General features: G+C 57.4%; 23 protein-coding genes. 11 read left to right on the top strand and 12 right to left on the bottom strand.

Translation table 11 applies throughout. The features are described 5' to 3' along the window. The first annotated feature begins 7 nt into the window (after window positions 1-7). Window positions 8-898: a myo-inosose-2 dehydratase gene (gene iolE, locus F3J31_RS05950; RefSeq protein WP_063622247.1), complete on the top strand. Its 891-nt coding sequence runs from the start codon at window positions 8-10 to the stop codon at window positions 896-898. Window positions 899-907: 9 nt separating this feature from the next. Further along, on the top strand, window positions 908-1,732 hold the full coding sequence (gene iolB, locus F3J31_RS05945; protein ID WP_167211891.1) for a 5-deoxy-glucuronate isomerase: 825 nt from the start codon (window positions 908-910) through the stop codon (window positions 1,730-1,732). Between the two features lie 54 nt (window positions 1,733-1,786). Here the strand turns inward: iolB and F3J31_RS05940 are convergent, their stop codons facing one another. From F3J31_RS05940 to F3J31_RS05930, 3 genes are read right to left on the bottom strand one after another with little or no spacing between them, the layout of a single operon-like run. Continuing rightward, window positions 1,787-2,530 carry an alpha/beta hydrolase gene (locus tag F3J31_RS05940; RefSeq protein ID WP_167211888.1) on the bottom strand — a complete coding sequence of 248 codons (744 nt, stop codon included), beginning with the start codon at window positions 2,528-2,530 and terminating at the stop codon, window positions 1,787-1,789. 11 nt (window positions 2,531-2,541) lie between these two features. After that, the gene (locus F3J31_RS05935) at window positions 2,542-3,009 is read right to left on the bottom strand and encodes a DUF6130 family protein (RefSeq protein WP_167211885.1); all 468 of its coding nucleotides are present in this window, start codon (window positions 3,007-3,009) and stop codon (window positions 2,542-2,544) included. Window positions 3,010-3,060: 51 nt separating this feature from the next. After that, entirely contained in the window at window positions 3,061-4,290 is a 1,230-nt protein-coding gene (locus F3J31_RS05930; RefSeq protein ID WP_167211882.1) for an MFS transporter, read from the bottom strand. Between the two features lie 97 nt (window positions 4,291-4,387). On the opposite strand from F3J31_RS05930, the gene F3J31_RS05925 reads away from it, so the two are divergent. Continuing rightward, entirely contained in the window at window positions 4,388-5,278 is an 891-nt protein-coding gene (locus F3J31_RS05925) for a LysR family transcriptional regulator (RefSeq protein WP_167211879.1), read from the top strand. On the opposite strand, the gene F3J31_RS05920 is transcribed toward F3J31_RS05925, so the two are convergent. Next, window positions 5,275-5,463 carry a YfgG family protein gene (locus tag F3J31_RS05920; protein ID WP_021241815.1) on the bottom strand — a complete coding sequence of 63 codons (189 nt, stop codon included), beginning with the start codon at window positions 5,461-5,463 and terminating at the stop codon, window positions 5,275-5,277. The genes F3J31_RS05925 and F3J31_RS05920 overlap by 4 nt on opposite strands. A 351-nt stretch (window positions 5,464-5,814) precedes the next feature. Here F3J31_RS05920 and F3J31_RS05915 point away from each other — a divergent pair, with 351 nt between their 5' ends. Then, entirely contained in the window at window positions 5,815-8,055 is a 2,241-nt protein-coding gene (locus F3J31_RS05915; protein ID WP_167211876.1) for an EAL domain-containing protein, read from the top strand. Between the two features lie 4 nt (window positions 8,056-8,059). On the opposite strand, the gene ppx is transcribed toward F3J31_RS05915, so the two are convergent. From ppx to purM, 4 genes are all read right to left on the bottom strand, one after another. Then, the gene (gene ppx / locus F3J31_RS05910) at window positions 8,060-9,598 is read right to left on the bottom strand and encodes an exopolyphosphatase (protein WP_008501646.1); all 1,539 of its coding nucleotides are present in this window, start codon (window positions 9,596-9,598) and stop codon (window positions 8,060-8,062) included. Window positions 9,599-9,601: 3 nt separating this feature from the next. Continuing rightward, on the bottom strand, window positions 9,602-11,662 hold the full coding sequence (ppk1, locus tag F3J31_RS05905; RefSeq protein ID WP_048029611.1) for a polyphosphate kinase 1: 2,061 nt from the start codon (window positions 11,660-11,662) through the stop codon (window positions 9,602-9,604). A 220-nt stretch (window positions 11,663-11,882) separates the two neighbouring features. Beyond that, window positions 11,883-12,524, bottom strand: coding sequence for a phosphoribosylglycinamide formyltransferase (purN, locus tag F3J31_RS05900; protein WP_021241814.1), 642 nt, complete (start codon window positions 12,522-12,524; stop codon window positions 11,883-11,885). After that, window positions 12,521-13,558, bottom strand: a complete 1,038-nt coding sequence (purM, locus tag F3J31_RS05895) for a phosphoribosylformylglycinamidine cyclo-ligase (protein ID WP_025758936.1) — start codon at window positions 13,556-13,558, stop codon at window positions 12,521-12,523. Before purM ends, purN begins: the two co-directional genes overlap by 4 nt. Window positions 13,559-13,824: 266 nt before the next feature. Here purM and F3J31_RS05890 point away from each other — a divergent pair, with 266 nt between their 5' ends. The 4 genes from F3J31_RS05890 to F3J31_RS05875 all read left to right on the top strand — a co-directional run bounded on the left by F3J31_RS05890 (window position 13,825) and on the right by F3J31_RS05875 (window position 18,270). After that, window positions 13,825-15,255 (top strand): 6-phospho-beta-glucosidase, encoded by a 1,431-nt coding sequence (locus tag F3J31_RS05890; RefSeq protein ID WP_167211873.1) that lies wholly within the window; start codon window positions 13,825-13,827, stop codon window positions 15,253-15,255. A 215-nt stretch (window positions 15,256-15,470) separates the two neighbouring features. Then, entirely contained in the window at window positions 15,471-16,097 is a 627-nt protein-coding gene (gene upp / locus F3J31_RS05885; protein ID WP_008501641.1) for a uracil phosphoribosyltransferase, read from the top strand. A gap of 86 nt (window positions 16,098-16,183) precedes the next feature. Next, entirely contained in the window at window positions 16,184-17,473 is a 1,290-nt protein-coding gene (gene uraA, locus F3J31_RS05880; RefSeq protein ID WP_048226187.1) for a uracil permease, read from the top strand. Window positions 17,474-17,568: 95 nt separating this feature from the next. Continuing rightward, window positions 17,569-18,270 carry a DnaA inactivator Hda gene (locus F3J31_RS05875; protein WP_213014348.1) on the top strand — a complete coding sequence of 234 codons (702 nt, stop codon included), beginning with the start codon at window positions 17,569-17,571 and terminating at the stop codon, window positions 18,268-18,270. An 85-nt stretch (window positions 18,271-18,355) separates the two neighbouring features. On the opposite strand, the gene arsC is transcribed toward F3J31_RS05875, so the two are convergent. Both arsC and bepA read right to left on the bottom strand, forming a co-directional pair. Further along, the gene (gene arsC, locus F3J31_RS05870; RefSeq protein ID WP_032675303.1) at window positions 18,356-18,712 is read right to left on the bottom strand and encodes an arsenate reductase (glutaredoxin); all 357 of its coding nucleotides are present in this window, start codon (window positions 18,710-18,712) and stop codon (window positions 18,356-18,358) included. A gap of 18 nt (window positions 18,713-18,730) precedes the next feature. Next, the gene (gene bepA / locus F3J31_RS05865; RefSeq protein WP_045908582.1) at window positions 18,731-20,194 is read right to left on the bottom strand and encodes a beta-barrel assembly-enhancing protease; all 1,464 of its coding nucleotides are present in this window, start codon (window positions 20,192-20,194) and stop codon (window positions 18,731-18,733) included. Between the two features lie 221 nt (window positions 20,195-20,415). Here bepA and F3J31_RS05860 point away from each other — a divergent pair, with 221 nt between their 5' ends. Further along, window positions 20,416-21,480: an AI-2E family transporter gene (locus F3J31_RS05860; RefSeq protein ID WP_045908583.1), complete on the top strand. Its 1,065-nt coding sequence runs from the start codon at window positions 20,416-20,418 to the stop codon at window positions 21,478-21,480. Between the two features lie 83 nt (window positions 21,481-21,563). On the opposite strand, the gene bcp is transcribed toward F3J31_RS05860, so the two are convergent. Continuing rightward, window positions 21,564-22,034: a thioredoxin-dependent thiol peroxidase gene (gene bcp / locus F3J31_RS05855; protein WP_008501635.1), complete on the bottom strand. Its 471-nt coding sequence runs from the start codon at window positions 22,032-22,034 to the stop codon at window positions 21,564-21,566. Further along, window positions 22,034-22,603 (bottom strand): glycine cleavage system transcriptional repressor, encoded by a 570-nt coding sequence (locus F3J31_RS05850; protein ID WP_023325845.1) that lies wholly within the window; start codon window positions 22,601-22,603, stop codon window positions 22,034-22,036. Before F3J31_RS05850 ends, bcp begins: the two co-directional genes overlap by 1 nt. A 145-nt stretch (window positions 22,604-22,748) precedes the next feature. Here F3J31_RS05850 and dapA point away from each other — a divergent pair, with 145 nt between their 5' ends. Together dapA and bamC are read left to right on the top strand one after the other, a co-directional pair. Continuing rightward, entirely contained in the window at window positions 22,749-23,627 is an 879-nt protein-coding gene (gene dapA / locus F3J31_RS05845; protein ID WP_008501633.1) for a 4-hydroxy-tetrahydrodipicolinate synthase, read from the top strand. Window positions 23,628-23,643: 16 nt separating this feature from the next. After that, a complete protein-coding gene (gene bamC / locus F3J31_RS05840) occupies window positions 23,644-24,678 on the top strand; it encodes an outer membrane protein assembly factor BamC (protein ID WP_167211870.1) in 1,035 nt (344 codons plus the stop codon). Window positions 24,679-24,723 lie beyond the last annotated feature (45 nt).

Here is a 24,723-nt window from a genome sequence, read left to right as displayed (position 1 = left end):
GACGACAATGAGTGTACAACTGGGCATTAACCCGCTGACGTGGACGAACGACGATCTGCCTTCACTCGGCGCGGAGACGTCGCTGGAGACCTGCCTGAGCGAAGGTAAAGAGGCCGGTTTTGCCGGTTTCGAGCTGGGCAATAAGTTCCCGCGCGAAGCGCGCCTGCTCGGCCCCATCCTGCAGCGCCACGACCTGCAGCTGGTCTCCGGCTGGTATTCCGGCCGCCTGCTGGAGCGCAGCGTGGAGGAGGAGATCGCCGCCGTGCAGTCCCACCTGACGCTCCTGCGCGAGCTGGGGGCGAAGGTGCTGGTCTTTGCGGAAGTGAGCGGCTGCATTCACGGCGAGCAGCAGACCCCGGTGCACCTGCGCCCGCGCTTCCCGCAGGCGCGCTGGAAGGAGTACGGCGAGAAGCTTACCGAATTTGCCCGCTACACCCAGCAGCAGGGCGTGCAGATTGCCTACCATCACCATATGGGCACGGTGATTGAGTCCGCCGACGACGTGGACAACTTGATGACCCACACCGGCGAAGAGGTTGGGTTGCTGCTGGACACCGGTCACCTGACCTTTGCCGGGGCCGATCCGCTGGCGGTGGCGCAGCGCTGGGCGTCGCGTATCAACCACGTTCACTGCAAAGACGTGCGTGCCGACGTGCTGGCGGATGTGAAAAACCGTAAAACCAGCTTCCTTGATGCGGTACTGAGCGGCGTGTTTACGGTGCCGGGCGACGGCTGCGTGGATTATCCGCCGATTATGCAGCTGCTGAAGGCGCAGGACTATCACGGCTGGCTGGTGGTGGAGGCGGAGCAGGATCCAGCCATTGCCCATCCGCTGACCTACGCCCGTCTGGGGTATAACAATCTGAGCCGTCTGGCGCGCGACGCCGGACTGATTTGAGGAGGTGACATGTCACGTCTGTTATCACGCTGGCAACAGCCGAACGCGGAGGGACGCACCCAGTCCGTTACGCCGGAAAGCGCAGGGTGGGGGTACGTCGGCTTTGAGGCGTATGAGCTACAGGAGGGGCAGACGCTGACGCTGCCCGCCGTCCGCGAAGAGCGCTGCCTGGTGCTGGTGGCAGGACGCGCCTCCATCAGCACGCCTTCCGCGCAGTTTAACGACATCGGCGAGCGGATGAGCCCGTTCGAGCGCATCAAGCCATGGGCGGTGTACGTCACTCCGCAGGAGACGGTGCAGGTGAAGGCGCTGACGACGCTGGAGCTGGCGGTCTGTGCTGCGCCGGGCAAGGGCACCTGTCCGACGCGGCTGATTGCGCCGCAGGATATCGACGCTGAAGCGCGCGGCAAGGGCCACAACCAGCGCTACGTGCATAACATTCTGCCGGAAGACAAGCCCGCCGACAGCCTGCTGGTGGTGGAGGTCTGGACCAACGAGGGCTGCACCAGCTCGTACCCGAGCCACAAGCACGACACGGATAACCCGCCCCAGGAGACGTATCTTGAGGAGACCTACTACCATCGCCTCAACCCGGAGCAGGGATTCTGCATGCAGCGGGTTTACACCGACGACAGAGCGCTGGATGAGTGTATGGCGGTCTACAACCGTGACGTGGTCATGGTGCCGAAGGGATACCACCCGGTGGCGACGATGGCCGGGTATGACAGCTACTACCTCAACGTGATGGCGGGGCCGGTGCGCAAATGGATGTTCACCTGGGAAGAGGACCACGCGTGGATTAATCGGGATTATCCCGCGGATGGCGGGCGCTGAGGCTGTTTTTTGCCGGGTGGCGCTGCGCTTACCCGGCCTACAATTCGCAAAAAATTACTTTGCTTCAATCGCCTGCTCAATCGTCCGGGCAACGATCTGCGGCTGGCTCACCATCGACACGTGGCTCGCTGCCACCTCGGTGGTTTTCGCGTGGATCGTCTTTGCCATCGCACGCTCAAGCGCCGGGTTAATCATCCGGTCATTCTGACTCACCACATACCAGCTCGGTTTATCATGCCACGCCGCGTGGGCGACCTTTTCACCAAACGCCTCGGCCTTAATTGGCCCCTGCGTGGCTGCAATCGTATCTTGAATGGCTGGCTTCACGTCCGGCGCGAAATCCTTCCTGACGGCTTCCGTCGGCAGGTATAAATAGCCGTCCGCCGTTTTGGCAATGCCCGCGCTGCCCGGCGGTGCAGGGTAGCTTCCTGCCAGGTCCGCCGTCGACTGGCCAGAGTCCGGCGCGAAAGCCGCCACATACACCAGCGATTTTACCCGCGCATCGTTACCCGCCTCGCTAATGACGGTGCCGCCCCAGGAGTGACCCACCAGCACTACGTCACCCTGCACGCGGGCGATGGCCCGCTTTGTGGCGGCAACGTCATCTTTTAGCGACGTGAGCGGCAGCTGGACGGCAATGACCTCTGCGTGCTGTTTCTGCAACAGGGTAATGACCTTATTCCAGCTGCTGCCGTCGGCAAACGCGCCGTGGACCAGCACGACGCTGGTTTTACTCTGCGCAAAGGCGCTGGCGGAAAGCGCCAGCAGGCCTGCCGTGACTACAGACAGTGCTTTCATCTTCAGACTCCTTAAAAATGGTGGACCGCCGCGTGGGGCGGGACGGTGAATTCAACGGTTTTGTGGTCGAGCGGCTTGTGCGTCGGGTCGGCCAGAATTATTGTCACCTTGTGTTTACCGGCGGGCAGCCCCACCAGGATCACCGGCTCTCCGCTGGTGTCAGCCCAGTGCCACGGCGCGTCATCCACCACCACGTGAATGTGCCCGATGCGCGGGGTGACCTTGAGCGCGTCGGGCCCGAATACCGGCTCGATGCGAAGGTTTTCGGCGCGGTACTGGATAAACACCGCGCCTTTGCTCAGCGGCCCGGCAAGCGGCGGATCGACGATCAGTTTTGCAGGCGGCTGCGGCTGCGCCAGCGGGGCAACGGCGGCGGGGCCGTTAACGTCCGCGGCGCTCAGATTGTCCAGAGGTGTGGCCTGGGCACCTGTGACGGATGTCAGGACAAGCAGGGGGAAAATTACGTAGCGACGAATCATTGCTCTCTCTCCTCATCAGTTCTCAATGGCGACAGGGAAAGAAAACCATTTTTATGTATCGGAGATATTTGCCGGAGGGGGCGTTTTGTACCCGTTTGTCACCGTGGCCCGCGGGATACAGTGCGATACAGTTTGCCTCCCGGGACGGCGCACAATGGCTATCGCCAGCCCGGCAATCAGCAGCGTCAGCCCCGTCGACACCCCCATTGCACCCGCGATCCCCAGCGTTTTATTTAGCCACGCATAGGCATACGGTGAGGCTGCGGCCATCAGCTGGCCGGGGATAAGCAGTATGCCCGTGCGGCGGGCATAGCTTTCCGCGCTAAACAGTTCCAGCGGCAGGGTGGCTTTGACAAGGGTAACCAGCCCGTTGATGGCGCCATAGCCCAGCACAAAACCGGCCGCACACCAGACAAACAGGGCGCTGCTCAATCCAACAAGAAAACAGAGCGGCATGGCGAGAGCGGTAAAAAGCGTTAACGTGAAAGGCGTTAAGCGAGCCCCCGCCAGCACCTCCAGCGAGCGCGCGCCCGTCTGGCCGATTCCCCACAGCATGCCGATAGCGACCGGCAGACCGTAGTGGGCAATAAACTCCGGCAGATGGGTGGAGGTGCCGTTAGAGACAAAGGTGATGAGGGCAATGAAGGCGGCATAAAGCCAGCCGTTTCGGCGCTCGTTGTTCAGCGGCGGTGCGGCGATTTTCGTCGTCACCGTCAGCCGCTGCCGGGGAAGCGTGCGGATCAGCAACGCGCTCAGCAGGCCAAGCAGGGCATAAATGCGTAATGCGTCCTGCCAGCGCATCACGTGAAGCAACGCATCGCCCAGCGGCCAGAAGACGACAGAGGCCAGCCCGCCCGCCAGCGTGACGCGAGAGATTGTTCTTCGCGCCTGCTGTCCGTAGATGTTGACCAGCGCGGCGAAGAGCGCATCGTACAGCGACAGGCGCATTCCCACGCCCGTGATCAGCCAGGCGCCGTACCAGCCATAAAGCGTCCGGGTATACGCCATACAGGCGCAGCTTGCGGCGATCAGCAGCGTTCCGCCCATCACCACCTTTTGACCGCCTAAGCGTGCCAGCAGGCGGGCGACAAAAGGGGAAACCGCCGCCATCACCAGCATCGCCAGCGTCAGGCCGAGGTAAATCTGCGGTGATGACCATCCCCGGTCGGCTGAAATGGCCAGCGCAAAGGTGCCGGGCATATAAAACGAGATCCCCCAGTTGATGAGCTGATTGCACCCGGCCGTGAGGGCGAGGCGGTGTGGCAGGGCAGGTGTTTCCATGAGTGTTCATTCCGCTATGCAGTTGTCCTGAGCATAACGGGCGCGGTATTGTGCTGGCAGGGCCGCAACCTTATGCGCGGCATAAGAGAAACTTTGAATGACGACGCTTAATCTGGGCTATCTCGCCACCTTCCGTCTGGTGATCCAGCGCGGCAGTTTTTCAGCGGCAGCGGACGTGCTGGGCCTCTCCCAGCCCGCCGTCAGCCTGCAAATACGCCAGCTGGAGCAGTTTCTGCAAACGCGGCTGGTGGAGCGTACCGGGCGAGGGATTAAGGCGACGGCTGCCGGAGAAACCTTGCTGGCGCACGGGGAGCGTATTCAGCAGGTGGTGGATGACGCCATCCGGGCCGTGAATGCGTTTAGCCACGACGTAAGCGGCACCATTACGCTTGGCACGGGGGCAACGGCCTGCATCCATCTTCTGCCGCCGCTGCTGGAGCAGCTACGCCGCGACTATCCGCTCCTGAGCGTGGGGGTGACGACGGGCAACACCGTCGACATCGTCAGAGCTATCGAAGAGAACCGTCTCGATATGGGGCTGGTCACGCTGCCGGTGAGTGGCAGAGCGCTGGACGTGATGCCGGTGATGGACGAAGAGTTTGTCTTTATCGCCTCAAGGGAACAGCAGGCAGCTTTCAGGGACTTCACCCCAGCCGCGCTGCACGTTCATCCGCTGATAGCCTTTGAATCAGGCAGTGGCACCCGGGCGCTGATCGACGGCTGGTTTGCCGCCCAGGGTTTAGCGATCGCGCCGGTGATGCAGCTTGGCAGCATCGAGGCGATCAAACGGATGGTTCGCGCAGGGCTGGGCTACAGCATCGTGCCGCACATGGCGGTGGAACAGGAGGTCGATCGCGAAGGGCTATGCGTGATGTCGCTGATGCCCATGCTGCAGCGGCAGCTGGCGGTGGTCATGCGGCAGGATAAAATCCTCAGCAAAGGGATCGCGGCCCTTATTCGGCTCGTGCAACAGCCTTCGGCGGTTTAGCGGTCAGCGGTGTCGACGGTCAGGCTGGATTGCTGCGACTGGGTTTTATCCTGATGGTGGTACCAGGCGCCAATCGAAGAGTAAACGAAGCGGCCAAAGAAAAACAGGAAGCTGATGAGCAGTATGATGCGGGTCATTCGGGTGTTAAATCGATGTCGTTTGCGCATACGCGTGACCTGACTCACTCTGTTTTTCCTGGATAAGCCCTTCCGGGCGATAAGGATATTAAGGCACAGCGGGAAGATGGGGTCAATTCTGTGATGTGTAAATAACCGTCAATGTTTACATTAATTAATGTTATTGAAATTAATCAACGCATTTACCATATTGATAATATGAAGAAAAAGATGTCGAAAAAACGCCACAAAATGTTATTTGCGTAAAGTAGTTTGATTTATGTCAACGGATTCCCGGCGCTGATATTTAAAATCCTTCCTCCACACTGTTCGCCCGACATGCTGCCGGGCGGCGCGTACGTCAGGTTGGATGCCTGTCTTTATTTCCCTCTGGAGCGATAGGGGTTTAACCGGGCATCTATGACTATTCTCGCTTTCCTGAAAAACAATGCAAACCGCTGGTGGGCATTGCCGCTTATTTTACCTGTGGTTTTACTTCCCGCGCTGAGCGTTGCGAATACGTTTACGCAGCTGGGCGACGGCATTGTGGCACTCTATTATTTACCGCTCTCATTTTTGCTTTCGCTGATGATGTTCTTTGGCCTGGAAGCGCTGCCCGGGATCGTATTATCCCTGTTTATCCGCTATTACCCGTCGGTCGGGATGTTTGAAACGGTTGCCGGTGTGCTCCATTTTATCGTCCCTTTAGTGCTCAGCTGGGGCGGCTACCGGGTGTTTGCGCCCAGACGCAATATGACGGCGTACGGCGACATCCGCTTGATGGCGCAGCGCATCTTCTGGCAGGCCTTCTGCCCCGCGACGCTGTATCTGGTGCTGTTTCAGTTTGCCGTGTATCTGGGCGTGTATGAGAGCCGCCAGAGTCTTGCGGGATTAAACCCTCTTAATATTCGTACGCTCATCAACTACCAGGCGCTGCTGGTCAGCGGGCTGACGGGCGTGCCGCTGAGCTATCTGCTGATCCGCCTGATTCGCCATCCGCGCTATATCAAAAGTCTTTTCTCGCAGATCCGTGCCCAGATAGACAAAAAGGTGACGGTCGCTGAGTTTGTGCTGTGGGCGATTACGCTAGGTGGGCTGCTTACGCTGCTGCTGCTCCCGATGAATGAAAACAGCTCCATATTCACCACAAACTATACCCTGTCGCTGCTGATGCCGGTGATGCTCTGGGGCGCGATGCGTTTCGGCTATAAGCTGATATCGCTGATCTGGACGCCGGTGCTGCTGGTGTCTATTCACTACTATTATCACTATATCCCGCTGAACCAGGGGTATGACATTCAGCTGGCGATCACCTCGTCCAGTTACCTGGTCTTCTCGTTTGTGGTGATTTATATGTCGATGCTGGCGACTCGCCAGCGCGCAGTGAATAAACGCTCCCGCAGGCTGGCGCTGCTCGACCCGGTCGTCCATATGCCTAACCTGCGGGCGCTGTCGCGCGATCTGGCGAAGAATCCGTGGTCGGCGCTCTGCCTGCTGCGCATTCCGGAGCTGGAAATTCTGGGCCGAAATTACGGCGTGCTGCTGCGTATTTTGTACAAACAGCAGCTGGCGCAGTGGGTAAACGGTACCCTCCAGCCCAACGAGCAGGTGTATCACCTCACCGGGTATGACATGGCGGTGCGGCTCAACGCGGAATCGCACCAACAGCGAATTGAAACCCTGGACGAGCATATCAAGCAGTTCCGCTTTGTCTGGGACGGCATGCCGCTGCAGCCGCAGGTGGGCGTAAGCTACTGCTATGTCCGGTCCCCGGTTAACCATCTTTATCTGGTGCTGGGTGAGCTGGGGGTGGTGGCCGATCTGTCACTCTCCTCAAACCATCCGGAAAATCTTCAACAGCGTGGTGCCGTCCATTTGCAGCGCAGCCTGAAGGATAAAGTCGCGATGATGAGCCGCCTGCAAAAGGCGCTCGATAACGACGAATTCACCCTGCTGGTTCAACCCGTTCGCGGCCTGCGTGGCGATCGCTATCACGAAGTCCTGCTGCGGATGCCGGATACAAACGGGCTATTGATCTCTCCCGACCAGTTCCTGCCTGTCGCGCAGGAGTTTGGTTTGTCCTCCCGGGTGGACCTGTGGGTGCTTGAGCATACGCTGCGCTTCCTGGCCGCGCATCGCGAGAGCCTGCCCGGCCAGCGTTTTGCCATTAATCTGGCGCCCTCAACCGTATGCCGGGTGCCGTTCCCGCTTGAGGTGAGTCGCCTGCTGGCGAAATACGCCATTGAGCCGTGGCAGCTGATTTTTGAAGTGACGGAGTGCAGCACCTTCGGCAGCGGGGAGCAGGCGCTACACATCCTCCAGCAGCTGCAGAAAATGGGGGTACGCATTGCGATTGATGATTTCGGGACCGGCTATGCAAGCTATGCACGGCTGAAAAGCGTGGATGCCGACATTCTCAAGATCGACGGCAGCTTTATCCGCAATATCGTCAACAACAGCCTGGATTATCAGATCGTGGCGTCTATCTGCCATCTGGCGCGCATGAAGAAGATGCTGGTGGTGGCAGAGTATGTCGAGACCGAGGAGATACGTAGCGCGGTTCACGCGCTAGGCATCGATTATGTGCAGGGCTATCTGATTGGCAGGCCAGCGCCGCTTGAGTCACTGCTGGAAACGGAGGCGTCCTGCGCGGACGCCTGAACCGTTACGCGGCGACGTCAGCGCTCTCTTCTTCAATTTTGAGCAGCCAGCCGGTGACCGCTTCCCAGTACTGTTGTTCTTTTTCCAGGTCCAGCAGGACCAGCGCATTCTGGCTGAACCAGTCGTGCGGGAAGCTCAGCGTCCAGTGATGGTCGTCGGTTTTAAGCTTCAGCGTGGGCGGCGTGGTGGTCGCCTGACGCTGGTTATTGAGCAGCACGCCAAGACGCAGCAGCTGAATGAGCGGCAGGAACTGCTTTTTCTTGAACAGCGTGAAGCGCGGCAGGTCGTCGAGCTTGATGGCTTTGCGGTGATACCGCACCAGGGTCGCCATCATGGTTTGCTGCTCCTGGTTGAAGCCCGGCAGATCGCTGTTTTGCAGAATATAGGCCGAATGGCGGTGCATGCCGCTATGGTTGATGTTCAGCCCCACCTCATGGAGCATCGCGGCCCATTTTAACAGCGCGGCAAGCTGCGGGTGCGCGAGCTTCGGATTCTGCTCTTCCCACTGCTCGTACATCTGCACCGTGGTGTCCAGCACGCGCTTCGCCTGCTCGCGGTCAATGTTGTACTGGTTAGCCAGGCTTTGTGCGGTGCGGCTGCGAATATCCTGATGGCGGAAACGGCCTTCCATTTCGTACAGCACGCCTTCGCGCAGCGCGCCGTCGGAAAGGCGCAGCTCTTTAATGGCGAGAGCGTCAAACACGCCGCAAAGGATGGCCAGCCCCGGCACGAAGACCGCCTTACGCTCGTCGGAAAGACCTGGCAGGCTTAAGGCGTCAAAACTTTTATGCTTCAGCACTTCGTCGGTAAGCAGCGTCAGGCGTTCGGGCGTGATGAACCCGTCTTTTTCACCCATTGCCAGCAGTACCTCATGCGCCGCTTTGATGGTGCCTGACGCGCCCAGCGCCACGTTCCAGCCCTGAATCCGGTACTGCCAGGCCAGGTTTTCCAGTTTCTGGACAGCTGCCATACGCGCACGCTGGAAGTTCTCGCGGGTGATGGTGCCGCCCGGGAAATACATCTGCGCGAAGCTGACGCAGCCCATACGGCGGCTTTCCACCAGGCGAGGCTCAAAGTCTTCGCCAATCACCAGCTCCGTAGAACCGCCGCCGATGTCGATCACCAGCTTGCGCCCTTTTTCCGGCTGGGTGTGTTCGACACCCATGAAAATCAGACGCGCTTCCTCGTTACCGGAGATGATCTCAATCGGGTAGGGGATCACCTTTTCGGCCCGCTTGAGAAACTCTGGCGCGTTCAGCGCCTGGCGCAGGGTGTGGGTGCCCACGATGCAGACGCTGGAGGGCGAGAAGCCCTGCAGGCGTTCAGCAAACAGCGACAGGCAGTTTAACCCACGCTCCATTGCCTCTTCGCTGAGCATGCTGCGTTCATCAAGGCCATCCGCCAGGTGCACGCGCTGTTTCAGACGACCGATGATCTGCAGCGCGCCATCCACCTCACGGGCGATGACCATATGGAAACTGTTAGAGCCTAGATCGACCGCGGCGAATTCCTGCGGGCGTGGGGTCTTATCATTTATCGGCATAGGTTAATCGGGTTGCTCGAGTGATTTGATATAGTCGTAAATCGCCAGTTGCGACCGCACTTTGCGGCGGTTGCCGCGCGGTACATAGCGGTTACTGAGTTCTTTGTCGATATAGCGTGCTTTCACGGTATCGCTGAACAGAATCTCGATGATGTCGAGGATCTGCTGCTTCAGGCGCGGATCCAGCAGCGGTGCCGCGACTTCAATTCGGTAGTCAATATTGCGTGTCATCCAGTCTGCCGAAGAGAGATAGACCTGTTTATCACCCGCATTATCGAAAATATAGACCCGATCGTGTTCCAGGTAGCGGTCAACAATGCTGATCACGCGAATATTGTCGCTGATGCCTTCCAGTTCCGGGATCAGCGAGCACATGCCGCGGATCAGCAGGTTAACCGGCACGCCGGAGCTGGACGCGGCGTACAGCCTGTCTACCAGCCCTTTGTCCACCAGGTTGTTGAGCTTCAGCGTGATGCCGGACGACAGCCCTTTCTGGGCATTGGCGATCTCTTTATCGATCATATCGTACAGCAGACGGCGCGAGTTCTGCGGTGAGACCAGAAGATAGTCGAAGCTTACCGGACGGTACGGGTTCTCAATAAAGTTAAAGACCCGGCGCACCTCGTTGGTGATGCGGGCATCGGCGGTCAGCAGCGAGTAGTCGGTATAGATTCGCGCCGTTTTCTCGTTAAAGTTCCCGGTACCGATGTGGGCGTAGCGCACCACCTCGTCGCCCTCTTTACGGGAGATCAGGAACAGCTTGGCGTGAATTTTCAGCCCCGGCGCGGAGAAGATGACGTGTACACCGGCTTCCGTCAGACGACGCGCCCAGTGAATGTTCGCCTCTTCGTCGAAGCGCGCCTGCAGCTCCACCACCACGGTCACTTTTTTGGCGTTGTGCGCCGCGTGGATCATCGCATCGATGATGCGGGAATCTTTTGCCACGCGGTAGATGTTAATTTTGATCGCCAGCACGCTCGGGTCGAACGAGGCCTGACGCAGCAGTTCCAGCACGTGCTCAAAGGTGTGATACGGATAGTAGAGCAGGACATCGCGTTCGCGGATGGCGTCAAATCCGTTGCGGAATTTATCGAACCAGAGATGGCGCAGGCGCGGCAGCGGCTTGTTCACCAGATTGGCTTTGCCGACGTTCGGGAAGCCAATAAAGTCTTTAAAGTTGTGGTAACGGCCACCCGGCACGATGGAGTCATAGCGCGAAATGGTCAGCTTCTCGCGCAGCATTTCCACCATGGCGTCCGGCATATCGCGCTGATAGACAAAGCGTACCGGCTCGGCCGTCAGGCGCTGTTTCAGGCTGGAGGACATCAGCTCCATCAGGCTGGCTTCCATCTCGTGCACCAGGTCGTATTCGGCGTCACGGGTCATCTTCATCGAGTAGGCGTTTAACGCATCGTAATCGAAGAAGCCTTTGAAGATGTCGTCCAGACAGTAGCGCAGGATGTTATCAAGCAGGATCATCGGCTTGCGTCTGCGCGGGGTTTCCGGCGGCAGGTTCACAAAGCGCGGCACCTTGTCGGACGGGATCTCCAGCAGCGCGTAACGGATGGATTCACCGCGGATAATTTCCACAGCCAGATAGGTGTAGTCATCTTTCAGGAACTGCACCAGATCGGTTTCGCGGTTGATGAGAATCGGGGTAATGTGCTGGCGCAGGTACTGTTTAAAATAGTGGCGCAGCCAGTTTTGTTGGTTAACGGAAAGCTGACGTTCGTTAATCAGGAAGATTTGATTACGCGCCATCTCCAGCAGCAGTTCGTTATACAGGCCGTCAAATTCCTGATCGGCTTTCAACACGCGGGACTGGATTTTGCCCAGCAGGTGCCGCGAGTGCGAGTTTAGGCCCTGTTCTTCGCTGATGATGATGCGTCTCTTCAGTTCGGCAAAGCGAACCTTGTAGAACTCATCCAGGTTGTTGGAATAGATGCCCAAAAAACGCATGCGTTCGATCAGCGGGTTACTTTTGTCAGCCGCTTCCTGGAGTACACGTTCGTTAAATGCTAACCAGCTTAGCTCTTTCTCGATATATAACTTTTCCTGACCCATTACAGCTCACACTCCAGTTCAATCACAGGACGTGGTAAATCCGTCTCGTCCTTATTATGGCGAGCATTTCCACGATATGTCCAACAGTGCCAGAAAAGTATGACAGTTATTTTTTTTGTTGGGGAATTTAGAGGGTTGGGGGAGGGGGGCGCTACGCTTATCACGACCTACGGGATCGTAGGCCCGTGCAAGCGAAGCGCCGCCGGGCAATTCAAAGAGACTACTCTTCGGCAGCATGACCCTGCGGGGGTAACTTCACGCCATCCAGCCAGGCTGCGCCGTCGCGCATTTCGAGACGCCCGTCAACAAACCAGCTTACCACCAGCGGGTAAATGGCATGCTCCTGGGTCTGCACGCGTTCGGTCACGTCTTCTTCACTGTCGCCGTCAAAGACCGGGACTTTAGCTTGCAGGATCACCGGACCGCCATCCAGCTCGTCGGTCACGAAATGCACGGAGGTGCCGTGCTCCTCATCGCCGTTTTCCAGAACCTGACGATGGGTGTGCAGGCCGGGATATTTCGGCAGAAGAGAAGGGTGAATATTCAGCAAACGTCCGGCGTAGTGCGCGACAAAGGCCGGGCTCAGAATGCGCATATAGCCCGCCAGCACCACGACGTCCGGCGCGTAGGCATCAATCTCCTGAACCAGCTCGCGGTCAAAGGCTTCACGCCCGGCGAACTGGCTGGCTTCCAGCGCGTGCGCGGGTATGTTCGCTTCCCGCGCGCGCTCAAGGCCGAACGCGTCGGCCTTGTTGCTGAATACTGCCCGAATGGTGCCGTTGATTTTCTTCTGCTTGCAGGCGTCTATGATGGCCTGCAAATTGCTTCCGTTGCCGGAAATGAGCACCACGATGTTTTTCATTCAATGACCACACGCTGTTCGGAATCGGAGGCTTTAATCGTACCGATTTTCCACGCGTTTTCACCTTTCTCGGTCAGCAGCTTGACCGCTTTATCCGCTTCGCTTGCCGGCAGGGCGATAACCATGCCCACGCCGCAGTTAAAGGTGCGGTACATTTCGTGAGAGCTCACGTTGCCTGCGGTCTGCAGCCAGTTAAAGACCGCTGGCCACTGCCATGAGGACTCGTCGATCACCGCCTGGGTGTTGTCCGGCAGCACGCGCGGGATGTTTTCCCAGAAGCCACCACCGGTCAGGTGGGCAATGGCGTGCACGTCAACGTTCTCGATCAGTTCCAGCACGTTCTTCACGTAGATGCGGGTTGGGGCCAGCAGATGGTCAGCCAGCGGTTTCCCTTCAAGCTCGGTCGTCTGTGGGTCGCAACCGCTCACCTCGAGGATTTTACGCACCAGGGAGTAGCCGTTGGAGTGCGGGCCGCTGGAGGCCAGCGCGATCAGCACATCGCCATCCGCCACTTTGCTGCCGTCAATAATTTCTGATTTTTCTACTACGCCGACGCAGAAGCCCGCGACGTCATAATCTTCGCCGTGATACATGCCCGGCATTTCCGCGGTTTCACCGCCGACCAGCGCACAGCCAGACTGCAGGCACCCTTCGGCGATACCATTAATGACGCTTGCCGCGGTATCCACGTCCAGTTTGCCGGTCGCGTAGTAATCGAGGAAGAACAGCGGCTCTGCGCCCTGAACCACCAGGTCATTCACGCACATCGCGACCAGATCGATACCGATCGTGTCGTGACGTTTTAAATCCATCGCCAGGCGCAGTTTGGTGCCTACACCGTCAGTTCCCGAGACCAGAACAGGTTCACGATATTTTTGCGGCAGCGCGCACAGTGCGCCGAATCCACCCAGACCACCCATCACTTCCGGGCGGCGGGTTTTTTTCACCACACCTTTGATTCGGTCAACCAGCGCATTACCTGCGTCAATATCAACACCGGCATCTTTGTAGCTGAGAGAAGTTTTGTTGGTCACGGCTTAAATCCCCACGCGATTGCATAGCTAGTAAGAAAAATCGGCGCAATTCTAACAGTCCAGGCAAACGTTTGCGAGCCTATTCTCGGCGAGAGGATCTTTTTTTACGCGCAGCCTGCCAGTGCGCCCAAACTTGCGTCTGTTCACGAAAATGAAACCGGTTTCGGTATTCTCCTTGCAACCCGAAACGGCTTTGCACATCATTCAACTGAAACCGGTTTCTGTAATTGTTTTTGCAGAAAATAACGCAGAATGAGGGAAAGCGAATGTCAGGATTTAAAGCAGATTTTCTGTGGGGCGGTGCGGTTGCGGCGCACCAGCTGGAAGGCGGCTGGAAAGAAGGGGGGAAAGGCGTAAGCGTAGCCGACGTCATGACTGCAGGCGCGCATGGCGTGCCGCGTGAAATCACCAACGGCGTGCTACCGGGGAAAAATTACCCTAACCATGACGCCATCGATTTCTACCACCGCTATAAAGAAGACATCAAACTCTTTGCCGAGATGGGGTTCAAATGCTTCCGCACCTCTATCGCCTGGACACGCATTTTCCCGAAAGGGGACGAGCGTGAGCCGAACGAGGCTGGCCTGAAATTCTATGACGACCTGTTCGACGAGTGCCTGAAGTACGGCATCGAACCGGTTATTACCCTCTCTCACTTCGAGATGCCTTTCCACCTGGTCACCGAATACGGCGGCTGGCGCAACCGTAAGCTGATCGACTTCTTCGTTCGTTTTGCAAAAGTGGTTTTCCAGCGCTATCAGCATAAAGTGAAGTACTGGATGACCTTTAACGAGATCAACAACCAGGCCAACTTCCATGAAGACTTTGCGCCGTTCACCAACTCCGGGCTGAAGTACGCGCCGGGCGAAGACCGTGAGCCGGTGATGTTCCAGGCCGCGCACTATGAGCTGGTGGCCAGCGCGCTGGCGGTGAAGGCGGGGCGCGAGATTAACCCGTCCCTGCGGATCGGCTGCATGATTGCCATGTGCCCAATCTACCCGCTGACCTGCGCGCCGGACGATATGATGATGGCGATGAACGCCATGCACCGCCGCTACTGGTTCACCGACGTGCACGTGCGCGGCAAGTACCCGCAGCATCTGCTCAACTACTTCGAACGTCGCGGCTTCACGCTGGATATCACCGAAGAAGATAAAGCCGCGCTGACACAGGGCTGCGTGGATTACATCGGGTTTAGCTATTATATGTCCTTCGCCACCAAGGCGACGGCGGACAATCCGCAGCTGGACTATGACGAAAGCAAGAGCCTGGTCTCCAACCCGTACGTGCAGAAATCCGACTGGGGCTGGCAGATTGACCCGGTGGGGCTGCGCTACTCCCTCAACTGGTTCTGGGATCACTACCAGCTGCCGCTGTTTATCGTTGAAAACGGCTTTGGCGCAATCGACGTGCAGGAGAGCGACGGCACGGTGAACGACCAGTACCGCATTGACTACCTGGCCGCCCACATCCGCGAGATGAAAAAAGCGGTGGTGGAAGATGGCGTAGACCTGATGGGCTATACCCCGTGGGGCTGTATCGACCTGGTGTCTGCCGGTACCGGTGAAATGAAAAAACGCTACGGCTTTATCTTTGTCGATAAAGATAATGAAGGCAACGGCACGCTGAACCGCAGCAAGAAGAAGTCATTCGACTGGTATAAGCAGGTGATCGCGAGCAACGGGGAGCAGCTATAATTGCCCGGTGGCGCTGCGCTTACCGGGCCTACGGGATGTGTAGGCCGGGCAAGCGTTAGCGCCACCCGGCAGAACCCCGCACCCAAGCCGGAGCCCAGCCTCTGGCTTTTTTGTTTTTGATTGATGTACATCAAGCAACATGGGTATGGCCTAATCCGAAAAAAGCGGTATAATCCCGCGATTTTTTTGCGGATGCCATTCAGAGGAGAAAAAGAATGAAGATTGTGGAAGTGAAACACCCACTCGTTAAACACAAGTTGGGCCTGATGCGTGAGCATGACATCAGCACGAAGCGTTTTCGCGAACTGGCCTCTGAAGTCGGCAGCCTGCTGACCTACGAAGCGACCTCTGATCTGGAAACGGAAAAAGTCACCATCGAAGGCTGGAACGGTCCGGTACAGGTTGAGCAGATCAAAGGTAAGAAAATTACCGTCGTGCCTATCCTGCGTGCTGGTCTCGGCATGATGGAAGGCGTGCTGGAGCACGTGCCAAGCGCGCGCATCAGCGTGGTGGGGATCTACCGTAACGAAGAAACCCTCGAGCCAGTTCCTTACTTCCAGAAGCTGGTGTCCAACATCGACGAGCGTATGGCGCTGGTGGTTGACCCGATGCTGGCAACCGGCGGTTCAATGATTGCCACTATTGACCTGCTGAAAAAAGCGGGCTGCAGCAGCATTAAAGTGCTGGTGCTGGTTGCGGCACCGGAAGGGATCGCGGCGCTGGAAAAAGCGCACCCGGACGTTGAGTTGTATACCGCCTCTATCGACCAGGGCCTGAACGAGCACGGGTACATCATCCCGGGGCTCGGCGATGCCGGCGATAAGATCTTTGGTACGAAATAATCGAATAACGATAAATAAGCCGACTTTGATAGTCGGCTTTTTTTTGAATAAAACACCAACAACGATACTACTCAGAGGAAAACACTATGACGCGCCGTGCTATCGGGGTGAGTGAAAGACCGCCGCTTTTACAGACTATCCCGCTTAGTTTGCAGCACCTGTTCGCCATGTTTGGCGCAACCGTGCTGGTGCCAATCCTGTTCCACATTAACCCGGCTACCGTGCTGCTGTTCAACGGCATCGGTACGCTGCTGTACCTCTTCATCTGTAAAGGCAAAATCCCGGCGTACCTCGGGTCGAGCTTTGCCTTTATCTCTCCGGTGTTATTGTTGCTGCCGCTGGGTTATGAGGTCGCGCTGGGCGGCTTTATCATGTGTGGCGTGCTGTTCTGCCTGGTCTCCTTCATCGTGAAGAAAGCCGGTACCGGCTGGCTGGACGTGATGTTCCCACCAGCGGCGATGGGCGCCATCGTGGCCGTCATCGGTCTCGAACTGGCGGGCGTGGCGGCGAATATGGCCGGCCTGCTGCCTGCTGACGGCCAGTCACCGGATTCCAAAACCATTATCATCTCGCTGGTAACGCTGGGCGTAACGGTGTTTGGCTCCGTGCTGTTCCGCGGTTTCATGGCGATTATCCCGATCCTGATCGGCGTGCTGGCAGGCTATGCGCTCTCCTTCGTGATGGGCGTAGTGGATACTACCCCGATTGCCGAGGCGCACTGGTTCGCGCTGCCAACCTTCTACACGCCGCGCTTCGAATGGTTTGCGATCTTCACCATTCTGCCTGCGGCACTGGTGGTGATTGCGGAGCACGTCGGCCACCTGGTGGTAACGGCGAACATCGTTAAGCGCGATTTAATCCGCGATCCGGGCCTGCACCGCTCCATGTTTGCGAACGGTTTCTCCACCATCATCTCCGGTTTCTTTGGGTCTACGCCAAACACCACCTACGGTGAAAACATCGGCGTGATGGCGATTACCCGCGTTTACAGCACCTGGGTTATCGGCGGCGCGGCGATCATTGCCATTCTGCTCTCCTGCGTCGGCAAGCTGGCGGCAGCGATTCAGATCATCCCGGTTCCGGTGATGGGCGGCGTGTCTCTGCTGCTGTACGGAGTAATTGGTGCCTCCGGTATTCGCGTGCTGATTGAATCTAAAGTGGATTACAGCAAAGCGCAGAACCTGATCCTGACATCGGTGATCCTGATTATCGGCGTGAGCGGGGCGAAGGTGCACATCGGCGCGGCCGAGCTGAAAGGCATGGCGCTGGCAACCATCGTCGGCGTGGGTCTGAGCCTGATTTTCAAGCTGATCTCCGTGATCCGTCCGGAAGAGGTGGTGCTGGACGCTGACGAAAACGAAAAAGCGTCACAGTGATCCTATAACCGGGCGGACGATCCGCCCGGTTCTCTCCTTGCAGGTTCCGTGTTAAACTCCATGCCGATTTTATGTCAGATCTGGTTGAGGTACTTCTGAACGGACCGGCACAGCTCTCTCTGCCACTCTATCTCCCTGACGACGAAACGTTTGCGAGTTTCTGGCCGGGTGATAACCCCTCTTTACTGGCTGCACTGCAAAACGTGCTGCGTCAGGAACACAGCGGATACATCTATATCTGGTCACGCGAAGGCGCGGGGCGCAGCCACCTGCTGCATGCCGCCTGCGCGGAGCTCTCTGCGCGCGGTGATGCGGTAGGCTATGTGCCGCTGGATAAACGAACCTGGTTTGTCCCTGACGTGCTTGAGGGGATGGAACATCTCTCCCTGGTCTGCATCGATAACATCGAATGCGTGGCGGGGGATGAGCCGTGGGAAATGGCGATCTTTAACCTCTACAACCGCATTCTGGAATCGGGCAAAACCCGGCTGCTGATCACCGGCGATCGTCCGCCTCGCCAGCTGAATCTGGGACTGCCGGATCTGGCGTCTCGCCTGGACTGGGGCCAAATCTATAAGCTTCAGCCGCTGTCGGACGAAGATAAGCTTCAGGCGCTACAGCTGCGCGCAAAGCAGCGCGGCTTTGAGCTGCCGGAAGACGTGGGCCGTTTCCTGCTGAAGCGGCTGGATCGCGAAATGCGTACGCTGTTTGACACGCTGGATCAGCTCGATCGCGCCTCCATTACCGCCCAGCGCAAGCTGACCATTCCGTTTGTGAAAGATATTCTGAAGCTATAGTTGTGCCGGGTGGCGGCTGCGCCTTACCCGGCCTACATATGGCACCCGTAGGCCCGCTAAGCGCAGCGCCACCGGGCAGAAACCATCAGAGGATCTCGAGCACGTCTTCCGGCGGGCGTCCAATGCGCGCCTGGCCGTTCGCCACGACAATCGGGCGCTCAATCAGCTTTGGATTTTCAACCATCGCCTGTATCAGCTGAGCCTCGGAGAGACGGCTGTCATCCAGGTTAAGCGACGTATACAGATCTTCTTTCTTGCGCATCAGATCCCGCGCACTGCCCATGCCCAGCATATGCAGCAGCTGGCGGAGGGTCTGCGCGTCCGGTGGGGTGTCAAGGTACAGCACCACCTCCGGCTCCACGCCGTTAGACTTCAGCAGGCTCAGGGTATCGCGGCTCTTGGAGCAGCGCGGGTTGTGGTAAATTTTTACGGCGTCTGTCATGACGTGAATTCTCCTTGATTACATCTTCTCGTACGGCTTGAAGCGCTGCTGCAGGCCGCGAAGCTGATCGATACGCGCGTCGTATCGGGCCTGCTGGAGGCTGCCGAGTTTGACCTGCGAGCTGGCGCTACTGAGTGCGGAAATGGCCTGATCGAGGCGGCCTACCAGGGCAAAGCCTTCGGCGCGCGCCGCCAGCTCCTGATCGCGGTTGCCGAGCTGGGCTTCCGCCTGAGCGAGCAGATCCCAGCCGTTTTGATCGTCTTTATTATTAAAGGTGTAGCGGTTCAGGATGGTCGCTGCTTCACCCGGCTGGCCGCCCTGCAAGTAAGCGTTCGCCAGGTTAAGCTGCAGCACCGGGTTGGTACGGACGTCTTTTGCCCCTTTCAGGCGGTTAATCGCATCGGCAGGCTTCTTCTGCCCCAGATCGATATCCGTCGACAGATCGAGGTACCACGGGTTGTTTGGGTCGGCAGCCAGAAGCGGCTGCAGCGCCTTACGCGCCTCGTCGTATTTGCTGGCTTCCATCGCCTGGAGCGCCTGACCATACTGCGCGGCGTTCTTCTCGCGCACGTTGCCTTTCGCCAGGGTATCCAGCAGGTCGCTGGTGAGCTGGTTACGCCCGGAATTGTACATCCCCAGCGTTCTCACTTTCGCCATGTAGAAATCCTGCGAAGACTGGACCACGACCGGGCGCATCTGGTTGGCACGGTTACGCGCGTCCGACAGACGGCTTTCAGGCAGCGGGTGCGTGAGCAAAATTTCCGGTGGACGGGAAGAATAACGCGCCTGATCGAGCAGTTTTTCGAGGAAGCTCGGCATGGCCTGCGGATCAAAGCCTGAGCGCTGTAACACCTGAATGCCGATGCGGTCCGCTTCCTGCTCGTTTTGTTGGGTAAAGCTGATCATCCCCTGGCGCGTTCCTGCCAGCGTACCGGTCAGCGCTGCCATCCCGGCCTGCGGGCTGGCCATCGCCAGCAGAATCGATCCCAGTGCGCCCACCCAGGTAAGGGGAGCGTTACGTTTCTGGTCTTCCATGGCACGCGCCAGGTGACGCTGCGTGACGTGCGAAATTTCGTGCGCCATCACCGAGGCCAGCTGGCTTTCGTTGTCTGAGTAACGGAATAATGCCGAATGCAGCACCACGTTACCGCCAAAGAAGGCGAAGGCGTTGATTTCGTCGTTATTGATTAAATAGAAATGGAAGGGGGTTCTGACCGAATCGGCGTGCGCCACCAGACGCATTCCCAACCCGTTTATGTACTGTACCAGCAAAGGGTCGTTAATCAGCGGGGCGCTGCCGCGCAGCTGGCGAACATAGTAATCCCCCATTTGCATCTCTTGCCCAATAGAGAGCGTGCTTCCTGCTGTGGTGCCCATGTCCGGCAATGTATCGGACGAGTCAGCAAAAGCGGGCAACACCTGACCGACCGTCACCGCGGCAATCAGTGTTGCAACCAGTGTTTTTCTCAATTGCCTGAACATAACCACTGTCCTGTATGTTGGATGTGCTAATTTGACCGATGAACCGGCATATCGTTCATCTCTGCTGCCCTGCGAGTGTAGCCGTGTTGTAGCATGAAGAAAATCCCATTCATCAGGCTTTTGCGGATTGCGATCGGGATACAAAAAGCGAAAGTCTTTTTTGTGACAGTTAGATACAATTCACCGTCTCACTCCCGCCATTCGATTCAGGGAAGGGTTGTATGCTCGAAATGTTAATGCAGTGGTACCGGCGTCGCTTCAGCGACCCGGAAGCCATTGCTTTGTTGGTTATTCTGGTTGCCGGGTTCGGTATCCTGTTCTTCTTTAGCGGTCTGCTCGCCCCTCTGCTGGTGGCGATTGTGCTGGCGTACCTGCTGGAGTGGCCCACGGCGCGCCTGGAACATATCGGCTGTTCCCGCCGCTGGGCGACCAGCATCGTGCTGGTGCTGTTTGTCGGCATCCTGCTGCTGATGGCCTTTGTGGTGATGCCGGTTGCCTGGCAACAGGGAATCAACCTGATCCGCGATATGCCCGGCATGTTGAACAAACTGTCTGATTTCGCCGCTACGCTGCCGCGCCGTTATCCTGCGCTGATGGATGCCGGGATTATCGACGCGATGGCCGAAAACATGCGCGCCCGCATCATGACGATGGGCGATTCGGTGGTGAAGTACTCGCTGGCATCCCTGGTCGGACTGCTGACGCTGGCGGTCTACCTTGTGCTGGTGCCGCTGATGGTCTTCTTCCTGGTGAAAGATAAAGACCAGATGCTCAACGCCGTGCGCCGTATTCTGCCGCGCAACCGCGGGCTGGCGGGGCAGGTCTGGGAAGAGATGAATCAGCAGATCACCAACTACATTCGCGGCAAGGTGCTGGAGATGATTGTCGTGGGGGTCGCCACCTGGATTGGCTTCCTGATTTTCGGCCTGAACTACTCGCTGCTGCTGGCGGTGCTGGTGGGGTTATCGGTCCTGATCCCGTATATCGGCGCGTTTGTGGTGACCATTCCGGTGGTTGGCGTGGCGTTGTTCCAGTTTGGGCTGGGGACCGAGTTCTGGAGCTGCTTCGCGGTGTACCTGATTATTCAGGGGCTGGACGGTAACCTGCTGGTACCGGTGCTGTTCTCCGAAGCGGTGAACCTGCATCCGCTGGTGATTATCTTATCGGTGGTGATTTTCGGCGGGCTGTGGGGATTCTGGGGCGTGTTCTTCGCCATTCCGCTGGCAACGCTGATTAAAGCGGTCGTCCACGCGTGGCCGGATGTGCCGGCGGTAGAAGAGCAGTAAGTTTTGCCGGGTGGCGTTGCGCTTACCCGGCCGACTTATCCTTGTAGGTCGGGTAAGGCGAAGCCGCCACCCGACACTCACTTTCAGGCACTTTCTTTCAGCCAGTTCAACACCACGTCGTGGTGGTTGCTGGTTTTGAAGTCATCAAACACGTGTTCAACTTTACCGTCAGCGTCAATCAGGAAGCTGATGCGGTGAATGCCGTCGTAGGTTTTACCCATAAACGTCTTCTCGCCCCAGACGCCGAACTGCTCGCAAACCTGATGATCTTCATCAGAAAGCAGCGTGAAGTTCAGCAGCTCTTTTTCAGCAAATCGTGACAGCTTTTCTGGTTTATCGGTGCTGATACCCAGCACTTCCACGCCGACTTTCTTCAACTCATCCATGTTGTCGCGTAAGCCGCAGGCCTGTACGGTGCAGCCGGGGGTCATGGCTTTCGGGTAGAAATAGACCAGAACACGCTGTCCCTGGAAGTCGGTCAAATTTACTTGCTCGCCGTCTTGATCCGGTAAGCTAAATTTCGGTGCGATGTCACCGGCTTTCAGTGGATTCATTACTCAACTCCATCCTGTTCGTGCTGCGAATAATTGACGACGCTTATACTGCCCTGCGCGTTTAATTCTGTACAGAGGGCTTTGAACGCTTGCTCGATATTTGACGCATCCTGTGATGCAGGACTGTGCGCGGTAATTTGAATAAAGAGCGTGGGAACCGTGCTTGCGTCGCCCGGCTGTGTGCGGGAAACGAGCTCGGCGATGTTCATCTGATGGCTGTCAAACAGCGCGGTGAAGCGCTCAATCAGATGCGGAGAATCAGGCACTTCAACCTGCACCCAGACGGTAGAAGGCATAGCTGGACGTGGTCGCGCGGTGGTGCGCTTCATGACGATCAGCAAGTCCAGCTCGGCGCCTTTCAGCGGCAGGGTCGATTCAATCAACGTGATGGCGTTCCATGTCCCGGAAAGCAACATAATGAATGTGAACTCTTCGCCGAGCATGGCCAGACGGCTGTCTTCGATATTACAGCCGCAGCTGCTTACGTGGCGGGTGATGGTGTTCACGATACCCGGCCTGTCGGCACCCAGCGCAGTGATAACCAGGTAATGTTGTGATGAGGTTGTCAAACCTGTTCTTCCTTTGCATGGTTAAGTCTTCCTAAGGAAAGCATAAAAAAAACATGCATACAACCGCCTGAGGGCCTCAGGTCGCTTGCTTTTATTACAGTTCCAAACGTACCATTGAGACTCTTGTTCGCACAGAGGATGGCTCATGTTCACGGGAAGTATTGTCGCGCTTGTAACACCGATGGATGAAAAAGGTAACGTCTGCCGGTCTAGCATGAAGAAGCTGATTGATTACCATGTCGCCAATGGAACCTCGGCGATCGTTTCGGTAGGGACTACCGGTGAATCTGCAACGCTGAGCCACGACGAGCACGGCGATGTGGTTATGCTGACCCTGGAACTGGCTGACGGACGTATTCCGGTCATCGCGGGCACAGGCGCGAATGCCACCGCAGAAGCGATCAGCCTGACTAAACGTTTTAACGACAGCGGCATTGTCGGCTGTCTGACGGTGACCCCTTACTACAACCGTCCCACTCAGGAAGGTTTGTTCCAGCACTTCAAAGCCATCGCTGAACATACTGACTTGCCACAAATTCTGTATAATGTGCCGTCCCGTACCGGTTGCGATATGCTGCCGGAAACCGTTGGCCGTCTCTCGGAAGTAAAAAATATTATCGGTATTAAAGAGGCGACAGGGAACTTAAGCCGCGTTCATCAGATCAAAGAGCTGGTTTCAGACGACTTTATCCTGTTGAGCGGTGATGATGCGACCGCGCTGGACTTTATGCAGCTCGGTGGTCATGGCGTGATCTCCGTAACGGCAAACGTTGCGGCGCGCGACATGGCTGAAATGTGCAAACTGGCCGCGGCCGGTCACTTTGATGAAGCGCGTGTCATCAATCAGCGTCTGATGCCGCTGCACAATAAATTATTTGTCGAACCCAATCCGATCCCAGTGAAATGGGCATGTAAGGAGTTGGGGCTTGTAGCAACCGACACGCTGCGTCTGCCAATGACACCGATTACCGACCACGGTCGTGATATCGTCAGGGCAGCGCTGAAGCATGCCGGTTTGCTGTAGAGTTTAGGGAGATTTGATGGCTTATTCAGTACAGAAGTCGCGCCTGGCGAAGGTTGCGAGTGTTTCGCTTGTTTTGCTGCTCGCTGCCTGTAGTTCAGACTCGCGCTATAAGCGCCAGGTGAGCGGTGATGAATCCTATCTGGATGCGACCCCGCTTGCTGAACTTCACGCACCGGCTGGTATGATCCTGCCGATTCAGAACGGCGATTATAATATTCCCGTGACCAACGGCAGCGGCCTGGTCGGTAAAGCGCTTGATATTCGTCCACCAGCACAGCCTCTGGCGCTGGTTAACGGGGCGCGTACCCAGTTCACCGGTGATACCGCGTCTCTGATGGTTGAGAGCGCGCGCGGTAGCACGCTGTGGCCACAGGTTGTCAGCGTCATTCAGTCGAAGAACTACACCATCGATAAACGCGATGACGCCAGCCAGACGTTAACCACCGACTGGATCGAATGGAACCGTCTGGATGAAGATCAGCAGTACCGCGGTCGCTATCAAGTCTCCGTAAAACCACAGGGTTACCAGCAGGCGGTCAACGTTAAGCTGTTGAACCTGGAGCAGGCGGGTAAACCGGTTGCGGATGCCTCGTCCCTGCAACGTTACAGCACCGAAATGCTGAACGTGATTGCCGCAGGTCTGGATAAAACCGCGACCGATGCCGCCAACGCCGCGCAGAGCCGCAACGGTGTAACCTTCGATGTCCAGAGCGGCGCGGACGATACCGGCCTGCCAATGCTGGTGGTGCGCGCACCGTTTAACCAGACCTGGCAGCGTCTGCCTGCGACGCTGGAAAAAGTGGGCATGAAAGTCACTGACAGCACCCGCTCAACCGGCAGCATAACGGCAACCTATAAGCCGCTCTCCGACAGCGCATGGCAGGAACTGGGTGCAAAAGATCCTCAGCTTGCCTCCGGTGACTACAAAATTCAGGTCGGTGACCTTGATAACCGCAGTAGCCTGCAGTTTATCGATCCAAAAGGTCACACGCTGACCCAGTCGCAGAACGATGCGCTGGTCGCTGTCTTCCAGGCAGCATTCAGCAAATAAATACGAGGGCTGGTGAATCCAGCCCTTTTTATTTTCGTGCTACGC

The sequence above is a fragment of the Enterobacter sp. Acro-832 genome, assembly GCF_011752745.1.
Taxonomy (GTDB): Bacteria; Pseudomonadota; Gammaproteobacteria; order Enterobacterales; family Enterobacteriaceae; genus Enterobacter; species Enterobacter quasiroggenkampii.
This window is presented reverse-complemented; position numbering and strand designations above follow the sequence as displayed.

What these genes read in the sequence shown, in the direction of transcription:
- iolE (WP_063622247.1), top strand. Translation starts at nt 8, where the DNA reads ATGAGTGTACAACTGGGCATTAACCCGCTGACGTGGACGAACGACGAT.
- iolB (WP_167211891.1), top strand. Translation starts at nt 908, where the DNA reads ATGTCACGTCTGTTATCACGCTGGCAACAGCCGAACGCGGAGGGACGC.
- F3J31_RS05940 (WP_167211888.1), bottom strand. Translation starts at nt 2,530, where the DNA reads ATGAAAGCACTGTCTGTAGTCACGGCAGGCCTGCTGGCGCTTTCCGCC.
- F3J31_RS05935 (WP_167211885.1), bottom strand. Translation starts at nt 3,009, where the DNA reads ATGATTCGTCGCTACGTAATTTTCCCCCTGCTTGTCCTGACATCCGTC.
- F3J31_RS05930 (WP_167211882.1), bottom strand. Translation starts at nt 4,290, where the DNA reads ATGGAAACACCTGCCCTGCCACACCGCCTCGCCCTCACGGCCGGGTGC.
- F3J31_RS05925 (WP_167211879.1), top strand. Translation starts at nt 4,388, where the DNA reads ATGACGACGCTTAATCTGGGCTATCTCGCCACCTTCCGTCTGGTGATC.
- F3J31_RS05915 (WP_167211876.1), top strand. Translation starts at nt 5,815, where the DNA reads ATGACTATTCTCGCTTTCCTGAAAAACAATGCAAACCGCTGGTGGGCA.
- ppx (WP_008501646.1), bottom strand. Translation starts at nt 9,598, where the DNA reads ATGCCGATAAATGATAAGACCCCACGCCCGCAGGAATTCGCCGCGGTC.
- ppk1 (WP_048029611.1), bottom strand. Translation starts at nt 11,662, where the DNA reads ATGGGTCAGGAAAAGTTATATATCGAGAAAGAGCTAAGCTGGTTAGCA.
- purN (WP_021241814.1), bottom strand. Translation starts at nt 12,524, where the DNA reads ATGAAAAACATCGTGGTGCTCATTTCCGGCAACGGAAGCAATTTGCAG.
- F3J31_RS05890 (WP_167211873.1), top strand. Translation starts at nt 13,825, where the DNA reads ATGTCAGGATTTAAAGCAGATTTTCTGTGGGGCGGTGCGGTTGCGGCG.
- upp (WP_008501641.1), top strand. Translation starts at nt 15,471, where the DNA reads ATGAAGATTGTGGAAGTGAAACACCCACTCGTTAAACACAAGTTGGGC.
- uraA (WP_048226187.1), top strand. Translation starts at nt 16,184, where the DNA reads ATGACGCGCCGTGCTATCGGGGTGAGTGAAAGACCGCCGCTTTTACAG.
- arsC (WP_032675303.1), bottom strand. Translation starts at nt 18,712, where the DNA reads ATGACAGACGCCGTAAAAATTTACCACAACCCGCGCTGCTCCAAGAGC.
- bepA (WP_045908582.1), bottom strand. Translation starts at nt 20,194, where the DNA reads ATGTTCAGGCAATTGAGAAAAACACTGGTTGCAACACTGATTGCCGCG.
- F3J31_RS05860 (WP_045908583.1), top strand. Translation starts at nt 20,416, where the DNA reads ATGCTCGAAATGTTAATGCAGTGGTACCGGCGTCGCTTCAGCGACCCG.
- bcp (WP_008501635.1), bottom strand. Translation starts at nt 22,034, where the DNA reads ATGAATCCACTGAAAGCCGGTGACATCGCACCGAAATTTAGCTTACCG.
- dapA (WP_008501633.1), top strand. Translation starts at nt 22,749, where the DNA reads ATGTTCACGGGAAGTATTGTCGCGCTTGTAACACCGATGGATGAAAAA.
- bamC (WP_167211870.1), top strand. Translation starts at nt 23,644, where the DNA reads ATGGCTTATTCAGTACAGAAGTCGCGCCTGGCGAAGGTTGCGAGTGTT.